The 18,380-nt window shown below is 45.8% G+C and carries 19 protein-coding genes; 5 read left to right on the top strand and 14 right to left on the bottom strand.

Features of this window, described 5'->3' with window-relative positions; translation table 11 throughout:
• Positions 1-110: 110 nt before the first annotated feature.
• Positions 111-1,592 (bottom strand): acetyl-CoA carboxylase biotin carboxylase subunit, encoded by a 1,482-nt coding sequence (locus PHF18_RS05150; protein ID WP_300099274.1) that lies wholly within the window; start codon positions 1,590-1,592, stop codon positions 111-113.
• Between the two features lie 22 nt (positions 1,593-1,614).
• Complete coding sequence (gene oadA, locus PHF18_RS05145) at positions 1,615-3,327, bottom strand: sodium-extruding oxaloacetate decarboxylase subunit alpha (RefSeq protein ID WP_300099273.1); 1,713 nt, start codon at positions 3,325-3,327, stop codon at positions 1,615-1,617.
• 498 nt (positions 3,328-3,825) lie between these two features.
• Here oadA and PHF18_RS05140 point away from each other — a divergent pair, with 498 nt between their 5' ends.
• Positions 3,826-5,061: a transposase gene (locus tag PHF18_RS05140; RefSeq protein ID WP_300099272.1), complete on the top strand. Its 1,236-nt coding sequence runs from the start codon at positions 3,826-3,828 to the stop codon at positions 5,059-5,061.
• Positions 5,062-5,159: 98 nt separating this feature from the next.
• On the opposite strand, the gene PHF18_RS05135 is transcribed toward PHF18_RS05140, so the two are convergent.
• Positions 5,160-6,131, bottom strand: coding sequence for a class I SAM-dependent methyltransferase (locus PHF18_RS05135; protein ID WP_300099271.1), 972 nt, complete (start codon positions 6,129-6,131; stop codon positions 5,160-5,162).
• 237 nt (positions 6,132-6,368) lie between these two features.
• Here PHF18_RS05135 and PHF18_RS05130 point away from each other — a divergent pair, with 237 nt between their 5' ends.
• Positions 6,369-6,578, top strand: coding sequence for a histone family protein (locus tag PHF18_RS05130; protein WP_300099270.1), 210 nt, complete (start codon positions 6,369-6,371; stop codon positions 6,576-6,578).
• A 263-nt stretch (positions 6,579-6,841) separates the two neighbouring features.
• Here the strand turns inward: PHF18_RS05130 and PHF18_RS05125 are convergent, their stop codons facing one another.
• From PHF18_RS05125 to PHF18_RS05115, 3 genes are all read right to left on the bottom strand, one after another.
• Entirely contained in the window at positions 6,842-7,105 is a 264-nt protein-coding gene (locus PHF18_RS05125; protein ID WP_300099268.1) for a 4Fe-4S binding protein, read from the bottom strand.
• Positions 7,106-7,277: 172 nt separating this feature from the next.
• Positions 7,278-7,790: a small multi-drug export protein gene (locus tag PHF18_RS05120; protein ID WP_300099265.1), complete on the bottom strand. Its 513-nt coding sequence runs from the start codon at positions 7,788-7,790 to the stop codon at positions 7,278-7,280.
• Between the two features lie 131 nt (positions 7,791-7,921).
• Positions 7,922-8,926 carry a replication factor C small subunit gene (locus tag PHF18_RS05115; protein WP_300099262.1) on the bottom strand — a complete coding sequence of 335 codons (1,005 nt, stop codon included), beginning with the start codon at positions 8,924-8,926 and terminating at the stop codon, positions 7,922-7,924.
• Positions 8,927-8,991: 65 nt separating this feature from the next.
• Between PHF18_RS05115 and PHF18_RS05110 the strand changes: the two genes are divergently transcribed.
• The 3 genes from PHF18_RS05110 (at position 8,992) to PHF18_RS05100 (ending at position 11,319) form a co-directional block, all read left to right on the top strand.
• A complete protein-coding gene (locus PHF18_RS05110) occupies positions 8,992-9,183 on the top strand; it encodes a hypothetical protein (RefSeq protein WP_300099259.1) in 192 nt (63 codons plus the stop codon).
• A gap of 7 nt (positions 9,184-9,190) precedes the next feature.
• A complete protein-coding gene (locus tag PHF18_RS05105; protein ID WP_300099256.1) occupies positions 9,191-10,036 on the top strand; it encodes a hypothetical protein in 846 nt (281 codons plus the stop codon).
• Between the two features lie 230 nt (positions 10,037-10,266).
• Positions 10,267-11,319 carry an epoxyqueuosine reductase gene (locus PHF18_RS05100; RefSeq protein WP_300099253.1) on the top strand — a complete coding sequence of 351 codons (1,053 nt, stop codon included), beginning with the start codon at positions 10,267-10,269 and terminating at the stop codon, positions 11,317-11,319.
• 251 nt (positions 11,320-11,570) lie between these two features.
• Here the strand turns inward: PHF18_RS05100 and PHF18_RS05095 are convergent, their stop codons facing one another.
• Genes PHF18_RS05095 through mmcA form a run of 8 tightly spaced genes read right to left on the bottom strand, consistent with a single transcriptional unit; the run spans position 11,571 to position 18,232 of the window.
• Positions 11,571-11,906 carry a DUF4870 domain-containing protein gene (locus PHF18_RS05095; RefSeq protein ID WP_300099251.1) on the bottom strand — a complete coding sequence of 112 codons (336 nt, stop codon included), beginning with the start codon at positions 11,904-11,906 and terminating at the stop codon, positions 11,571-11,573.
• 50 nt (positions 11,907-11,956) lie between these two features.
• On the bottom strand, positions 11,957-12,760 hold the full coding sequence (locus PHF18_RS05090; protein ID WP_300099248.1) for a Fe-S cluster domain-containing protein: 804 nt from the start codon (positions 12,758-12,760) through the stop codon (positions 11,957-11,959).
• The gene (rnfA, locus tag PHF18_RS05085) at positions 12,757-13,347 is read right to left on the bottom strand and encodes an Rnf electron transport complex subunit RnfA (protein ID WP_300099245.1); all 591 of its coding nucleotides are present in this window, start codon (positions 13,345-13,347) and stop codon (positions 12,757-12,759) included. The genes PHF18_RS05090 and rnfA overlap by 4 nt, the downstream gene beginning before the upstream one ends.
• A gap of 1 nt (position 13,348) precedes the next feature.
• The gene (locus tag PHF18_RS05080; RefSeq protein WP_300099242.1) at positions 13,349-13,984 is read right to left on the bottom strand and encodes an RnfABCDGE type electron transport complex subunit E; all 636 of its coding nucleotides are present in this window, start codon (positions 13,982-13,984) and stop codon (positions 13,349-13,351) included.
• 5 nt (positions 13,985-13,989) lie between these two features.
• Positions 13,990-14,550: an Rnf electron transport complex subunit RnfG gene (gene rnfG / locus PHF18_RS05075; RefSeq protein ID WP_300099239.1), complete on the bottom strand. Its 561-nt coding sequence runs from the start codon at positions 14,548-14,550 to the stop codon at positions 13,990-13,992.
• Positions 14,547-15,404, bottom strand: a complete 858-nt coding sequence (rnfD, locus tag PHF18_RS05070; protein ID WP_300099236.1) for an Rnf electron transport complex subunit RnfD — start codon at positions 15,402-15,404, stop codon at positions 14,547-14,549. Before rnfD ends, rnfG begins: the two co-directional genes overlap by 4 nt.
• Positions 15,405-16,718, bottom strand: a complete 1,314-nt coding sequence (gene rnfC / locus PHF18_RS05065; RefSeq protein ID WP_300099233.1) for an Rnf electron transport complex subunit RnfC — start codon at positions 16,716-16,718, stop codon at positions 15,405-15,407.
• 14 nt (positions 16,719-16,732) lie between these two features.
• The gene (gene mmcA, locus PHF18_RS05060; protein ID WP_300099230.1) at positions 16,733-18,232 is read right to left on the bottom strand and encodes a methanogenesis multiheme c-type cytochrome; all 1,500 of its coding nucleotides are present in this window, start codon (positions 18,230-18,232) and stop codon (positions 16,733-16,735) included.
• Between the last annotated feature and the right edge of the window lie 148 nt (positions 18,233-18,380).

Below are 18,380 nucleotides of genomic sequence, written 5' to 3'. Positions count from 1 at the left end.
ACCCCATACAAATGTATACGTTCCACCGTATATATTGTCTTAGTCCAAACATATGTTTCATATTAAACAGACCGGAATTTCTCTTTACGGTTTTCCGGAGAGTAAACGAGTCAACGCTGTGTTTTCTGGGCCATATTAACATAGGCATGTACAGCAGCCGTGATCGCTGCGACCTTTTTATCCTTTGCCTCCAGAGCCGAAGCCAGAGTAGCCCCTTTTTCACTATCAGCCTTAACGACCTCTTCCACAGCTTCAAGGATATTCTGCTCTTCGATAAAACCGGTTGTCATATCACCTCTGCGAAATGCCGGATTCCTCATGACAGCTTTATGGAAAGGAATGTTGGTTTTTACTCCCACGACAACGTATTCGTAAAGAGCCCTTTCCATCCTGGCAATGGCATCTTCTCTTTTTCTTGACCAGACGCAGAGCTTGGAAATCATGGAGTCGTAATAAGGGGAGATTGTATACCCCGTGTGCACACCGCTATCTACCCTTACCCCAGGGCCTCCGGCAGAACGGTATCTCCGGATCTTTCCTGGAGACGGGGCAAAGTCGTTTAAGGGGTCTTCAGCATTTATCCTGCATTCGATTGCATGGCCGTCAATAACGATATCTTCCTGCTCAAGCTCGAGCTTTTCACCCCAGGCAATCTTGAGCTGTTCCCTCACAATGTCGACCCCTGTGACCATTTCGGTGATTCCATGTTCCACCTGCAGGCGGGTATTGACTTCAAGGAAATAGAAGTTCCCTTTAGAGTAAAGGAACTCGACAGTGCCTGCGTTTACGTAACCAATCGCTTTTGCGACCTTCACGGCAGCCCCCCCCATCTGCGCCCTGAGTTCGGGAGTCATGATAGGGGAAGGAGCCTCTTCAATCAGCTTCTGGTGCCTTCTCTGGATGGAACATTCCCTGTCCGAAAGATAAATCGTATTACCATAAGAGTCGGCAAGAATCTGTATCTCTATGTGCCTGGGCTCTTCTACGTACTTTTCAATAAATACCGACGAATCCCCGAAAGCCGAACCTGCCATCTTCTGCGTGGAATTCAGGGCTGTGGCAAACTCATCCCTGGAATGAACGACTTTCATCCCTATTCCGCCGCCTCCTGCAGACGCCTTGATAAGGACGGGATAACCGATCTTTTCAGCCATCTCAAGGGCTTCGTTAACGTCCTCAACTGCATCTTTTGTTCCCGGAACTACAGGGACCCCGGCTTTCATCATCAGATTTCTTGCCCTTATTTTGCTCCCCATTTCGGCAATCACATGGCTCGGAGGACCTATGAAGATAATACCCTCTTCTTCACAGCGTTTTGCAAAGACAGGGTTTTCAGAAAGAAAACCGTAGCCAGGATGGATTGCATTGGCTCCGGTATTTTTTGCAACTGCGATGATGGCTTCCATGTTCAGGTAACTCTGGCTGGCAGGGGCAGGACCTATCAGATAGGCCTCATCGGCATACTTGGCAAAGAGGGCATTTTTGTCAGCCTCCGAACAGACAGCTACAGTGGAAATACCGAGCTCCCGGCAGGCACGCATGACTCTGATGGCTATTTCACCACGGTTTGCAACGAGTACTTTTTTGAACATAATACATTCCACCTTGCTCAATTCACTCGATTGACAGTATTATGTTACCGGGAGTAACCGTATCTCCTTCGGAAACAAAAATTTCCTTAACGGTTCCCGAATGTGGAGCATGGACAGCATTTTCCATCTTCATGGCTTCGATGACAGCAACCACATCTCCTTCCTTCACGGCATCTTCGACCTTGACCTTTATGGAAAGCACCATACCCTGCATTGAGCAGGTAACTCCGCCTTTAATGGATTCGGGCTTTTTAGGGGACGCCTCAGAGATGGAAACCCCGCCAAGAGGCTCGATCTTGACCTCGAAAACCTCATCATCTACCTCAACTCTGAAATGAGTAGGCATTGTGTACTCCTGAGGAGCTGCAGGGGCAGGAGTAATAACTGCCAGGGATTCTTCTTCCATTTCCCCTTTAAGGAACTTCGGAGCAATTGCCGGGTAAAGGATGTATGTAAGGATGTCTTCTTCGGATTTTGCAATGCCCATTTCCTCAGCTTCTTTTTTCCTCTTCTCATACTCAGGCTTGAGAAGATCTGCAGGGCGACAATGGATCGGCTCTTCGTCGCCTATAATCTTTCCGATAATCTCAGGGCTGATTGGGGCAGGAGAGCGCCCGTAGAGCCCGCGCACATAATCCTTTACCTCTTTTGGAATGACCTTGTAACGTTCTCCCATGAGCACATTAAGCACAGCCTGCGTGCCTACGATCTGGCTTGTAGGAGTTACAAGAGGAGGATACCCGAGCTCTTTTCGGACTCTTGGCATCTCTTCAAGCACAGCTGCATACTTGTCAAGGGCATTCTGCTCTTTTAACTGGGAAACCAGGTTAGAGAGCATGCCTCCGGGAATTTGGTAGATAAGGACATTGGTGTCGATTTGTTCGGAAATTGGGTCAAGAATCCCACGGTACTTGTCCTTCAGGTCCTTGAAATACCTGACAACCTCTTCAAAGGCTCCGAGGTCAAGACCTGTATCATAGGGAGTTCCCTTAAGAGCTGCAACAACGGTCTCGGTAGGAGGCTGGGATGTCCCCCAGGCCAGAGGAGAGAGTGCGGTATCCAGAACATCCACCCCAACAGTACAGGCTGCCATATAGCTCATCGGAGCCATTCCCGAAGTGCAGTGGCAGTGTAGAGAAATGGGAATTGAGATCTCTTTTTTCATGGCACTGATTATACTGGTAGCCTCATGGGGAGAGAGAAGCCCTGCCATATCCTTGATGCAGAGGGAGTCACATTCCAGCTCTTCAAGCTGTTTTGCAAGCTCCACATACTTTTCTACTGTATGTACAGGGCTTATGGTGTAGCAGACCGTACCCTGTACATGGGCCCCCAGGCCTTTTGCCACTTTAACAGAAAGTTCCATGTTCCGGACATCATTGACCGCGTCAAAAACCCGAAAAATGTCAATGCCGTTATCATAGGCTTTGGTGACGAACTTTTCAACAACGTCGTCCGAATAGTGCCTGTACCCTACAAGGTTCTGGCCGCGGAGCAGCATCTGAGCATCTGTGTTGACCATCTTTTTCTTGAGGTCCCTGAGGCGCTGCCAGGGATCTTCATTAAGGTAGCGAATACAGGTGTCGAAGGTGGCACCTCCCCACATCTCAAGGGAATGATACCCAATCTGGTCCAGTTGTTCAACCACTTCGAGCATGTCCCTTGTCCGCATCCTGGTTGCCAGGAGGGACTGGTGTGCATCCCGGAGGACGGTTTCAGTAATTTTTACACGCATGGATGAGCCTCTTAAATCGAATCAAAAAAACAGAATTTATTGAGATATACTCATCCGTGACTTTTCCAGAGAGATTGAGCTGGAATTTCCTGAGTATAAATAGGAGCTTGTTTTTTGATTCGGTTCGGTCAAAGAATATTAATATTCTGATCGTTGATTGAAGTAGCCTGCAATTTGCCTGGAGAGGGGTTAATTCGGTACATTATAACCGAATATTAACCGAATGTCCGGTACCGCATTAATTTAGCAGGAAAAAATTAATAGTAAAGATATACCCGCAAAACTCAACACGTCTTGCGTTGAGAAGAATATTTTTAATAATACCATTGTTAACAAGTAAATACTTTTCGCTGCCGTTAACATTAGAGAACACTCTTCTCAAAAAGAAGCACCCGGATCAGAAAAATATGGTGATGAAAAATGGTAACAACAGTAACTAATATAATCATCTGATAGTATCAATTAATATATTCCTATAAAAGCTGGAGATTGACTAAAATGGCATTAGTGACTAGAACCGAGCAAATACAATTTAAATCCGAAACAATCTCAGGTCTAGCTCACGCATCCAAAAACCTGTTTAATAGTGCAAACTACATAATACGACAAAGATTCTTTGAAAATGATAAGCTTTACCAGGAAACTGGTGAAAAAGGTGAAGGTATCTGGTATAAACAGCTTTACTCAATGCTAAAAAACACAGAACAATACAGAGCATTGCCAGCACAGACTGCTCAACAGGTGCTTAAACTACTGGATAATAGCTGGAAATCATTCTTCAAAGCATTAAAAGTATACGCAAAATCCCCTGAATTATTTCTGGGACGACCTAAACCGCCCAAATACAAACACAAAGATGGAGAACACATCCTGGTATTCACAAACCAGCAGTGTAAAATCGTAGATGGATTACTCAAATTCCCAAAAGCTGCAAATCTTGAGCTTAAAACAAGACTTGTAGACGTGGACTTGAGAGAAGTACGGGTAATCCCAAATGCAAATAAGTATACGTGTGAGATTGTATACAACAAAATCGTTTCTGAGAATGAAATTAACTCAAGTCGAGTTTTAGGAATTGATCCTGGCGTTTGCAATATTGCAACTATCGCAAATAACTTTGGTGCAAAACCAATTGTTGTTAAGGGTAATACTGCAAACAACATTAATCAGTTTTATAACATGGAAAAGGCCAGGATTCAACATGTATACAATCTGGCTAAAATTAAATGGGGTAGCAAATTAGCAAAACTCGACTTCAAACGAAATAACATGATAAAGGATTATTTCCACAAACTTAGTCGTAGAATCGTTAACTACGCTATCCAGAACGATGTCAAATCAATCATAATTGGCAAAAACGAAAACTGGAAGCAAGAAATTAACATGGGACGAAAAACCAACCAGAAATTTGTTCAGCTTCCCCTGGCCAGGTTAATTGAGATGATCCAGTACAAAGCTCAGGAAGTCAACATAGAAGTTGTTCTTCAAGAAGAGAGCCATACATCAAAATGTAGTTTCCTTGATAACGAACCTGTAGAACACAGAGCTAAATATGTCGGCAGACGAATCAAACGGGGTTTATTCAAATCTGCAACTGGGATAATCATCAACGCCGACGTCAATGGAGCTCTGAATATAATCAGGAAAGCAACTCCAAAAGCATTTGCAGACGGAGTGGAGGGTGTAGGGTTACACCCAAAGAGATGTTTGATAACATCTTTTGAAGATATTTGATCACATTTTGATCATTTTTGATAACCTGATAATACAATAATAGGAAGCTTCTTAATCTGATGGAAAAAAGAAAGAAAAAGAGTAAAACAAAAGAAAGCTCATTGTCCGGAAAAGACACTTTTTTGCTTTCGGCCAACAAAGAGCCACTGGTCATAGGTGCCTTCTGAATCCGTGTTATCCACAATTTCTCCCTCGGCCCCTGCCTTAAGGAGAGTGTCGGCGAGAATTTCAATTTCGGGTTTGCTGCTTACGGTAAAGAGCAGGACAGCCCCATCAGCTGCAACCGAGACCGCCTCTCTCATAATGCCGGTCCAGAGCTCCTTGTTAAATTCATAGACAAGCCCCAGCATAAAGCCCATTACGGCATCAAAACTGCCGGGATCAAAGTATTTTGAAATAGCTGTTGCATCCATTACCACAGCCCTTTGGGGGTTCAACACCTGCTGCTCAAGCCCCTGACAGACAGTACACTTATTGATTTCTATTGCCAGAGGGTCCAGCCCTAGCCTGTAGAGTGCAAGCGTTGACATCCCGTTTCCACAGCAAACCTCAAGGAGCCTGCCTTCAGGGTAATAGCCTTTTTTTCGGAGAAGCTCAAAAATTTCTGTGACCCTCTTTACACGATTTTCCGAAAAAACATTTTTGTAGGACTCAGGTTTCACAGAGCAGCCCGGACAGAAGTTCCGGCTAACAAGCATAAGGGAGTAATATTCATTTATTGCGTTCCGCCAGGTTTCGGAAGGGAGCTCAATATCCTTTTCAGGAGGGTTGAGGGCAAGAATGGAGTCTGCAAGGGCTTCAAATCTGGCTTTAAAGGAAGCTGACGCAATGGCTCCGGTAAATACTGACCAGAAATCTATGGGAACGTTTTCATCTGCAGAATTGAAAAACAGCAATCCTAACGTGTGTTCCCCCTCCCTGACCCTTATAAGCCGAATGCTTCCCGTGCCCGGAAAATTTTGAACTCCATCAAGATACTTGAGCGTACGCTCAGGAGTCCTCTGAGTAGTATAATTTTCTTCTACAAGGTAGAGCTCTTCATCGATGCCAAGGAGTTCCTGTAATAGCATGTTTGACTAGATTCTAATAATATAATATCAAGATTTCGAAAAAGAGATTCAGAATAATTTAAAATAAGAAAAGATGTAAATGGGCTTTACAAAGTAAATAAAGGGGAAAAAGAGCATTAAAGGCTAAATAAGAAGTGAAGAAAACTCCGATATAAGCAAAGGTATTTATAGAATCTGATTACAAAATCAGAGATTAGAAGGAATTTATACTAATAAAAAGAATCTTGGAGAATATATATGGCAAAAGTGATACCGTTCGCACCAATTGAGCGTTTAGTAAGGACAGCAGGTGCTCACAGAGTGAGCGAAAGTGCAGGAATGGCACTTACGGAAATCCTGGAAGAATATGGCCTTCAGATTTCAAAAGAAGCCATAAAACTTGCAGAACACGCTGGCAGAAAAACCGTAAAAGCTGAAGATATAAAACTGGCAAAAGAAATGCTTTAAACAAAAAGAGATCTGCCTGAAAAGCAAATGCAGATTCCAAGGGCATAAGTACGCAGCCTTTAACCCATTTAGAATCAGCTTAAATGGGCAATGAGAGAAAAATAGTGTAAGAAACTGGTTATCGAAACTGGTTATAAGAAACTGGATTTCCAGCTTTCTGAAATACCAGTTCAATAATAAGAACCCTGCAGTAATGGGTAAAAATAACTAAAAAAGACAAAATGCTGAAAAACAGCATTTTTCCTATTTTTACCGTATCCTGATTATGCTGTTGCGGCTTCAAGCTCAACTATAGTGAGAGATTCCACAGGGCAGATCTTTGAGCAGGCTCCGCAGCGGATGCAGACTTCGTCACTGATAATTGCCATCCCATCGATGATCCGGATTGCAAGTTCAGCAGTCTCAGGATCAAAATCATCCTTTTTCATTAGTTTTGCGTTCACAGGGCAAACGGAATAACAGATGCCGCACCCAATACACTTTTCGGACTGAACTATTTTTTTGTTTTTCTTATCTGCCTTTGCCATTAAAAATCACCTCAAAAATTCTAGATAATTGCCAGACAACGGGAATAGACCGCGTAAGAAACTGTAGAAACAGGACTGGCTGCAAATATAAAGAGAAATTTATATTTGTTCTGTATATGATATATTTGATATTTTTAAGGTATATGAAGATTTCGAAGAGCCTGACCTCAGGTCAAACTCCGAAAATAAGGTCAACCAGGCCCATGCCCGTCATTGTGACTACAGTTACAATGACTCCTGCTATCATTACCCCTGCAACGATTGCTGGCAGTGAATGCTTGAACTTGATCCCGAATACAAATGCAGCTGCACAGCCTGTCCAGGCACCGGTAACTGGCAGAGGCACGGCAACGAAGAGGGTCAGGGCAAGAAGTCCATATTTTTCAAAGTTTTTTGTGTGGTTGCGCCGGGTCCTTGAAAAGAGCCACGTGAAAAAGACATCGAAGATATGGTAGCGCCTCAGGTACCCGGAGACTGGCTCAAGGAAAAGCAAAAGGGGAACCACAGGAATAATGTTTCCAAGCACCGAAAGGAAATAAGCCTCAAAAGGTCCCATTCCATAGATGCCCATGGCTACAGGGATTGCACCCCTCAGTTCAGAGATCGGAAGAGCCCCTATAACCATTACTGCAAGCCAGTGGGGCACAGACCCCAGCATTTCTACCAATAAATTTTCAACAGACATGATGATCAGGAGTGATAACTATAATCTTTTGAGAGAAAAAGGCTCGCTTCATTAAGGCCTTTTTCATCTGCCTTTCAGAGATCCGGATGTAGAGCATGCGGCAAAACCTGTTTGTAAGGAATTATGAAGCCTCAGTCTTCTCTTGAAAGAGCGAAATGTGCAAGTAAGGCTTCCAGCTGGATTTTTTCGCTGGCTCCTTCAGTTAGCCTGAAATCGGTCTCTCCGATGACATCCACAAGGGCGACAATATCCCTTTCCGAAAGCCCGAGATCCAGAACCATAAGGTTATCCATTTCAGAAACCACCCTGTAGATCTGGCCCACAATATCCTCTCCGGAAAGCCCTTCTTCATAGAGTAACCTGTTAAGCTCTTTTCTGGCAATCCTGAAGTTTCCGCGCAGGGCGGTCTCGATCAGGTTCTTAATCTCGTCAGGGTTTGCGGTTGCAGTAGTCCTGTAAATGGTTTCCCGGGAAATGGAGTTTTCCGTATCAATAAAGGCAGCAGCTTGAAGAGAATTGACAGCTTTTCGCATATCTCCCTGAGCTACATAAATCAGAGCTTCATACCCGCCTTCGGTAATGGACAAACCCTGGTCTTTAGCAATGTATTCAAGCCGTTCTTTAATGGCTTCATCGGAAAGCCGCCTGAACCTGTAAACTGCACACCTGGACTGAATAGGCTCAATGATTTTGGAGGAATAATTACATGAGAGGATAAAACGGCAATTGCTGCTGAATTTTTCCATGGTCCTGCGGAGTGCAGACTGCGCATCCGAGGTGAGGGCATCGGCTTCATCAAGGAAAATGATCTTGAACGAAGCTCCGCCTATAGGGGCGGTTTTTGCAAAGTTTTTAATCTTATTTCTAACTACATCAATGCCCCTTTCATCGGAAGCATTGAGTTCGGTAAAATTTTCTCGCCATAAATCTTCCCCGAAAAGCTCCCTTGCAATTGAAACTGCAGAAGCTGTTTTCCCGACACCCGGAGGCCCGGAAAAGAGGAGGTGGGGAAGGTTTTTAGTTGCCACATAAGACATCAGGCGCTCGATTGTTTCCTTCTGCCCTGCTACCTGATTCAGCCTGACTGGCCTGTATTTTTCAATCCAGATCTCGTCTTTAATCTTAGAGTCCTCCATTAATATTTGCACCTTAATTAGAGAAGATAATATTTAAACTTTCGAATGTTTGCGATATATAAGGCATGCCGACCGCATTTCGAAACAGGGGAACCCTGAGAAGTCAAACCCCGGGACCGGAGATAAATAAGAAGGGAAGCATAAAAAGAGCTCAGGATTTAGAACAAAAAGCCCTGAATATAAAAGAAACAAAAGAAAAAGAAACAAAAGAAAAAGAAACAAAAGAAAACGAAACTGGAAGAAATATGTTAAATTGATAATGAGGTGAGAGAAACGAAAGTAAAAGTATTGATATCAATTTTACTTGCATTTGCCCTGGTAATCTTCGGAGCCGGATGTGCATCGGATTCCGGAAAAGAAAACGTCACCGCAGAAGAAGAAGGAGCCGAAGCAGGAATTGAGGCAGGGACCGCCGGAGAAGGAACTGGAGGAGAGGTTGAAACCGAGATCGAAACCGGAAATGTCGGAGATGCTGAATTCAACTCCTTGATGCAGAAAGCAAATTCAAATTATGTTAAAGCTCTGGTTTCAACCAGCAAAAAGGACTATAACGCATCCTCAGCTGCTCTTTCCGGGCTTGTCGAAGACCTTACCGCAGTAAGTGAAGGCTATACGGAAAACCCACCTGCGATTTATGCAGCTGATGAAAAATGGCCTGAAACCGTTGATGGAGCCCTGGCAATTTCAGTAGATTCACAGGAAAAATTGCTGGAAAATAACATCGATGCTTCACACACAGCCCTCGAACCCATGCGAGACCTTTTCCTCGAACTGCACAGGAGAAACGGGGTCGACCTGGTAGGAGACCGCATGACAGACTTCCACACCCTGATGGAAATTGCAATTGAGGACGCAGATAAAAACGATACTGCTGCAGTTGTGGCTCTCATTCCCGAACTTGAAGCAAAGTGGGAAGGCGTAAGTAATGCCGAACCTCCAGAAAGTGCGGACGAAAACTACGAAGCCAGCCTGCAGGCTGTAGAGCTAAAAATCACAGAACTTGGAAACGCCGCAAGCCTTAAAGATGAGGAGAAAACCAGAAAGGTGGCAGAAGAGCTAAGGCAGGCATTTGCACAGGTGTTTGCGAAATATGGGGTAGTGATTGCGTAAAAAACCCCAGCATTCACTTTTTTCAGTTTCGTTTCCTTTTTTCTCCATTTTATTCCCATTTTCCGCTCTGTTCCGTTAGAGCATATAACTGAACCAAACAACTGAAACAAAGTCATTGGACTATACCTGAGTCTTGGAAGTACACTCCAGTGCCGATCAAGTATATATGAATTACCTTGCATAAACTATTCTGGAAATTAAGCTTTTTTGGTGTGAAGAGGAATAGGAAAATGAACGAACTAACCGAATCTCTCAAAGAGATGGCTCTGACTCTTGGAGCCTTCAAAGTGGGAATAGTAACCACGGAAACCCTTGCAGGCGGCCCCCCTTCTGCCGACCTGACCTATGTGCTGCCTGAAGCAAAATCGGCAATCTGTTTTGCCCTGGCTTTTGACCAGAGTCTTATCGACCCGTACTTTAAAAAAGAGGACCATGAATCCCTTGAAACTAATAAAGTGCGAACCACCACCCTTGCCAACGGGATCGCCCTTGAAATGACAGGGTTCCTGCAGCAGATGGGGTACAAAGCTGTCCCTCAGGGAGCAAATTTCGTTTACCGGATGGATACTGAAAACTGGCAACTGGACATGCACCCACCTATATCCCACAGGTATCTGGCGGTCCGCTCCGGGATAGGGTATTTGGGATACTCAGGAAATATTATCACAGAGGAATACGGATCAGCGATTGTCCTAGCCTCGGTCGTTACTGACGCGGAATTAGTTCCGACAGACCCCCTGCCAGAGGAAGAAAACTACTGTGACGAATGCAAGCTCTGCCTTTCAGTCTGTTCCTCCGGATACGTGGACCCGGTTGAGAAAGTCACTGTAACCCTTGGAGGAAAGGAGTTTAGTTACGGGAAGCGAAGAAGCAATAGCCGCTGTTTCCTTGTCTGCGGGGGACTTACAGGTCTGAACGCCTCCGGAAAGTGGTCCACCTGGTCTCCTGCGCGCTTTAAAATCCCTGCAAAGGATGAAGAGTTCATTGCTGCTCTGCCCGGTACCATAGAAGCTTACCGCGAAAGGCCGAAGATAAAGGGTGGGTTTTTTATTTGCCTGATTCCAGGAAATAGAATGGAATATACTTGTTCCAACTGCCATTTCGTCTGCCACCCGAATAAGGAAGTAAGAAAAGCAAGGTACAGAATGCTCATAGAGAGCGGTGTGGTCATACAGGAACCCGATGGGACCCGCAGGGCAGTCTCTCCCGAAGAAGCAAAAGAATATCTTGAAGCCATGCCTCCGGAGAGAAGAAAACTGTACGAATCGGTTTCAGAGGAATAACTTAGCGGAAAGTTGAGAATGTATTTTTTGTGCAAAACGACTGTTATTAAATTAGAGATAAGAGGACAGAGGAATTCATTGGAGATAAGAGGGATTTAATTGTCCGATAATTGACACATTGTGTGGGGAAATTTTCCTGGTGGAATAAAAAACTAAAAAATTCAGGACTGAAACAAGAAAACAGTCAAAAAAGAAAAGGTTGAATTGCTCTTTTGGGGGAGCAATTCGGTTTTTCAGGTAAATCTGTTTGTTTACTCGCCATAGGCAAAATCGTAGGCAATCTTTCCTATGATGGGGATTTTGAACTTTGAGCCCCTGAAGGCCATGTACATCGGGATTACGATGAGAAGCAGTCCAGGCATTCCAACGCCATCTGCAATGATCCAGCCGATCGTTGGGATCCATGCCACCAGGAAGATGAAGAGAGCAAACGGCATGAAGAGCAGGATCGACTGCATAGCGTGGAAGCGGACAAACTTGTTCTTGCGCTCAAGGAGCAGGAAGAACAGGCCTGAGAGCCAGCCTACAGGATAACAAAGAGCTGCCACGATATTTTCAGGCAAGCCAAGGAAAGTTTTGTACGGCATAGTTTTCACCTCTTTAGTCTTTAAAGGCTGTCAGAAAAAAAGAGCCCGGATTACCGGAGCTCGATTGACTTCTGCGGGCAGATTTCGACACAGGCCCCGCATCCGGTACACTTTTCCTGGTCGATTTCAGCCAGGAAGTCGGTGACCTTTATAGCTTCTGCGGGACATGCTTTTTCACATTTCTTACAGCCGATACAGCCGACTTCACAGACCGCCTTAACGTCCTTACCCTTGTCATGAGAGCGGCAGAGCACATGAACTTTCTCTGAGTCCCTGGCAAAGGTGAGTATACCGTTAGGGCAGGCTGCAATGCAGTTCCCACAGCTTGTACAGAGGTTCTTGTTCACAACCGGGAAGCCGTCTTCTCCCATGGAGAGGGCATCAAACTGGCAGGCTTTGACACAGGTCCCAAGGCCAATACAACCGTAGGTACAACCTTTCGTGGAATCGCAGAGCATGAGGGCAGCTTTGCAGCTTTCCACTCCATGATAGTCATAAAGGGTCGTACAATGAGCCTGTCCACCCTGACAGCGGACAAAGGGAAAAGCTTTTTCGGACTCTGAAATTTCCTGTCCCATAACTACGCCGATCTGTTTTGCAACGTCATATCCTCCAACAGGGCAACTGTTGATGGGTGCGCCACTTAAGACAATAGCTTCAGCACAGGAAGCACATCCGGCAAATCCGCATCCACCACAGTTGGCTCCCGGGAGAAGGGAAGCAACCTCATCGACCAGAGGGTTGGTTTCCACTTTAAAGACCTTGGAGGCAAATACCAGCATTGCGCCTACAGCAATACAAAGTCCCACAAGTACCGAAACGGTATTTATGAGGACTGTTGTAAGGTCACTCATAGTGGAATCACCTTGAAGTAGTTAGCAAAGGACATTGACATGATCAGTGCAATGAAGAACGCGTATGTGACCCCTCTACCAACTGCTTTTGGGACATAGAGCACGTTACTCCTCTCACGTATGGAAGCCATAATGAGCATTGCAACAGTATATCCTACCCCTGCAGCAATCCCGAAAACAATACTCTGGATGAAGGTGTATTCGTTCATCACATTAAGCAGCACAGCGCCGAGCACTGCACAGTTCGTAGAGATCAGAGGCAGGTAAATACCAAGTGACCTGTACAGTGGTGGCATAAACTTCCGGACAATAAACTCTACCAGCTGCACAAGCGCTGCAATCACTATTATGAATGCAATAGTGTTCAGGTACTCAAGCCTCAAGGGTAACAGAATGAACGTGTACAGAAGGTAGGACACGAAAGCTGACAGCGTTATAACGAAGATAACTGCCCCTGACATCCCGGATGCACTTTTTACGTCCTTTGTGACACCCACGAAGGAACAGAGCCCCAGGAACTGGACCACCAGGAAGTTCTTCAGGAACACGCCATCCATAAAGATTGCAAATAAAGATGCGTCTGCCATTTTAACCACCTTTCATAGCCTTTAAAATCTTGCGGTAATTGACTATAGTCATCAGAACCGCAATGGTAAGGAAAGCTCCCGATGACAGAGTCATAACACCTATGGGGTTGTACCCCAGCATGGAGACAAAGTCAACTAACTGAACTCCAAAGAGCTTGATCCCGCCTGTACCCAGCAGCTCCCTGATACCTCCAAGAAGCATTAGTACTAGCAGGAACCCTGTGCCTATACCGAATGCATCAACTATCGAGTAAAAGACTCCATTCTTCAAGGCATAGGCTTCAGCACGTCCGATCACAATACAGTTCACCACGATCAGGGGAATGTATACACCTAAAGCTGCGTATATATCAGGTGTAAACGCTTCCATTCCCATATCCACTATCGAAACGAAAGTCGCTATGACAATTAGTTCTATTGGAATTCTCACTGAATCAGGAATTTCTTTTCTAAGTAATGATACCAGCATATTTGAACCGACCAGGACGAATAAGGTCCCCGCAGCCATACCAATCCCGTTTTCAACGGAAGTGGTGACAGCCAGCGTAGGGCAGAGCCCTAACACGAGGCCAAATGTGGGGTTGTCCTTGGTAATTCCTCGCATAAATTCACTTGCTACACTCCTATTATCACCCATATGAATCACCCTTCCTTAGCTCTCACACCATCGATACCAATGTGTAGAGCATTCACCACCGTTGTAGAGGAAATGGTCGCACCGGAAATGGCATCAACTTTTCCACCAGCACTGGACAGGCTCAGATCTGCAACAGGCAGGTTTAAGAATTGGGACTTAAACCCAGGCTCAATAATTTTTGCTCCAAGCCCCGGAGTTTCGGCGTGGGACATAACTTCCATTCCTGTTATGGTGCTGAAGTCCGAGCTTACTCCACCGAGAACCTCAACAAGGCCCTGTGCACCGGGTTGAGTATTCCGGAAGGCATAACCTACGATATTTCCGGAAGAGTCGACTCCACGGAAATACAGAACCACAGGATTTCCGTCAGCATCTACCTTATCTCCGGTCACCGGCTCGAAATCTGCAGCTTGAGGCAGAACCGCTTTTAATGCCTGTTTCTGCTGTTCCTCCTGCAGCACTTTCAACTGCACCTGGGTAGGGACAAAGGTCGCTGCCAGAAGTATAGCCGCAAGCGCTGAAAGTACAATCATTTTTATGATAATGTTTGCCGGGGTATTTTTCACGCTTCAACACCTCCAAAAGGCTTTGGAACGGTAGAGCGTTCGATCATCGGAGCTATGGCGTTTGCAAGCAGCAGTCCATAGAAGGTCCCCTCAATATAATTTCCAGTGAAATACCCGTAAATTACTGTAAGGAGCCCACAAGCAATCCCGTAAACAAGTCTTCCATTCTTAGTTATTGGAGAGGTGGAGGTTTCCGTTGCAATGAAAAACACTCCAAGCAGGAAAGACCCTGTAAAGACGTAAGAAAGGGGATCTCCGAGTAAAACGACAAGCACCATAGTTGTCAGTAAATACATGAGAGGAATTCTCCACTCAATGTACCTTCTGGCAATGAGGTACAGCACACCGATCATAGCTATGGGGGATGCATCTGCTATGAACCCGGCTCCGGTCTCGAGGATAAGGTCTGAGAGAGAACCAAGCTGGGGAACTGAGGTCGGAACCATCAGTGAAGCCCAGGAAAGCTTCAAAAAGACCCAGGTAGCCAGTGCGGGGTGGAACATATAAGAGCCGAGCCCCCCAAAAGCATGCTTTACAACCCCTATCCCGAAGACTGCTCCGATAAAGGGCAGCCAGAAGGGGACTGAGGGTGGGACCATCAGTGCGATCAGCAGTCCCATATAGGCTGCATTTCCGTCACCGATTGTGACTTTCTGTTTGAAAGCCTTTTGGATTGCCAGTTCGATAAAAACTGCACCCAGCACTCCGGCAACAAGATTACCGAGAGCAGGGAATCCAAATAAGTAAATCGAAGCTAAACATAACGGGAGAAGAACAATGAATCTGCTCCACATTAATTTCTTAATCGATACACCTTCCTTTATATGAGGAGGTGGGGATACCATAAAGGCCATTTATTTAGTCGCCTCCCCCATAGCTTCAGCGGCATATATGTTGTGGATCTGAAGTTTTGAGTATTTGATCAATTGCACAAGATGTCTCTTTGAGGGACAGACTACCGCACATGCCCCGCACTCAATGCAGTTCATAGCGTACAGCTGCCCACATTCCTCGTAATTTCCTATGTCCGAATAGGATGCAATCCTGGTCGGGAGCAGGTTCATAGGACAGACGTCAACACAGCGGGCGCAGTGGATACAGGCAGTCGTATCATCCTGCAGGACTTCTGCTTTGGTCTGGACAACAATTCCAGTGGTGTTCTTAACCACCGGCGCCTCATCCGTATAAATGGCTACTCCAACCCTGGATCCGTTAACAATAACCTTTCCAGGTTCACCCTTGTAACCTCCGCAGGCATCAATTACGTCCTTTATAGGAGTTCCGAACCTGACAAATACGGTCCCGGGCTTGTTGACAGCTCCTGTAACCGTTACTGCGTTTTCAAGGTAAGGCTTACCTTCATAAATGGCATCGTATACTGCTTTGGCAGATTTTACTCCGCATACTACCACATGCACATCTGAGGGTTCGCGTCCCAGGGAGATCTTCCTGCCCATCACATCAGCTGAGAGCAGGTTCATCATCGTTGGGGTATAGGTTATTTTGCCTGCTGCAACCACGATGATCCGGTCATCAAGATCTTCAAGGTAGTAATCAGCATGCCTCTTCCCGATGATCGGGGCAATAGTGAGGGGTTTTCCATCAACTACAGCACCTTTGAAGGCTTTTATGGACTCCTTGTCATCTGCCCGGACAACAATTACTCCCCTCGATATCCCACTTGCGTCAAGCATAAGACTGAACCCTTTGAGGACCTTGTCAAGGGAATTCAGGTAAGCACGGGTAATCAGGGGGAAGGTTGCATTCATGAGCAGAGTATCGATCCTCTTTCCAGGCTTCAGGGCAAGGTATGTGGGCTTTTCGTAATACTCAACAATTCCCGCTTCCTTGATTATCTGAATTAACCTTGACGGAGATGCATTCTTTTCAGGAACGAACTCAACCGATTGTGTACACTCTGAAGGTGTGAGCACAACACTGAGGATTCTCTTTCCGGTGGGATTTGGCATCAACCCAATTGATTCCACGGTCCCACAGAAGGGGGAATGGACATAAGCGAGGTCACTGCCCTCGCATTCCCCCAGCTTCTGGCCGACGAGAACCTCTTCACCTTTCTTTACCAGAGGAGCACAAGCAATTCCGTCGTGCTGCCTCATGGGTATAATCACCTTTTCAGGCAGTTTATCAAGTCTACTAACGTCACTCAAGGTTTGCTGCCTCCTTACAGTGCAGGTTTCGTTTCAACCTCTACAGGTTTCGGCCTGGGATAGGTAACAGCGATGCTTTTTGCGGCTGCTGAGTCTCCTCCCGGATCCTCTACATAACCTATAGATGTCCAGTCAATAACGGCTTTGCTTCCATGGCAGTCCCTGCAGGTCAGAGGAGAAGAAATTCCCACATCTTTGCTGACAATGCTATGAGCGACCTGATAATAAAGTTCCACTGTCCTCAGGACCGCATTCGGATAATCGGGCTTTCCGTCTCCGTTGGCATCGTAAGCCTGCATTTCGTTCACTGTTACTTCACCATCACCGTTGGAATCCGCTGCCTTCACATACTGTTCAGGGATCGGGTCTCCAGTGGAGATGCTTGTGTCCGGATTTGCAAGCACTTCAGAGTCAGTACCTGCGTCCCACCAGGTTCCAGTAATATTGTTGAACGGGGTAAGCATTACACCTGTGTCATTCCTTGTATCCACGCTTGGCAGGACATCGCCGAAGGTTCCGTTGTACCAGGCAAGGGCAGGCTGGAAGTCTGCTTCCCGGTAAACATCTTCACGTTCTCCATTCTGCCAGCTGAAAGATTCAAGTGGCTTGCCGCCCGGTAGGTCTCCTCCCGGAAGCTCAGGGATGTGACAGGCTTCACAGGCAAGGAATTCCATGTGAGAGTCAGCAAATGGACCGTGAGAGATACCTGCATGGCACGCAGCGTCATCACAACTGCGCATGGTATCATCGTAGTGGCTCTCCGGAAGGTCGGGGGAATCAGAAGTGTTTCCACGTCCTATCTGGTGATCCGAGGTTATGATGAAACCTTCAGTGTGGTGGCATTCCGTACATTCAACGCCATTTGCGGCATGAGCATCTGACTCTGCATAGGTTTCCTCACTGCCCCAGGCTACAGCCCTCGTTTCCACATCGGTGATGTGACATTTCTCGGCACAGGAAGATTCCATAGGAGCCCCATTTACATCATCGTGGAAAACGATCAGCAAGGGATAGGGGGTAAGCAGGTTAGCATTGTAGACAAAAAACTGTATAGGACTGGTTCTTGCAGCAAGGCTGGACTTTACCATGGCTGCACTGTTTGCATCATTGTATTCTCCCTTTTCAATTTTCTCGGCACGGGCTTCGAAATCGTAGAGACCATGCTGCTCATGGCACATCATACAGTCAACGCCAACACCATATTCTGCAAGCGGACCTCCACCAGGATGGTACTTCCCGAATTCTTTGACCCATTCCTCTTCTCCGGATGTTTCAATATCAAAATTTGTGAGGGGAGACCATCGATCCATATCTACCTGTACATGATAAGAATGATTGACATTTTCGTAGACATCGAAGTGACAGCCTCCGCAGACCGTATCGGACCATTCTCCCTTGGTCATGTAGTGGGATGCAATTTGATCATTCCCTGCATAGCCAAGAGAAGAATAGGCACCAGCAGCCACGAGAAGCAGCACAGCGACTCCCGACACCAACAGATTTAACCTATTCATAACGACCACATTCTCTTTTTTTGTTCACGTTGTTATGTTCATGCTTGGAAAGAAACAAAGTTCAAATTTCAACAACTTGAAGCTTATTATTGAGTAATGAATGAGATTGAAGGATATTTACGGCTGAATCGTACACATCCAGGGGATA

The organism is Methanosarcina sp. (assembly GCF_028693135.1).
Lineage (GTDB): Archaea > Halobacteriota > Methanosarcinia > Methanosarcinales > Methanosarcinaceae > Methanosarcina.
Note: the sequence above shows the minus strand (reverse complement) of the source record. Positions and strands in the feature narration are given on the sequence as shown.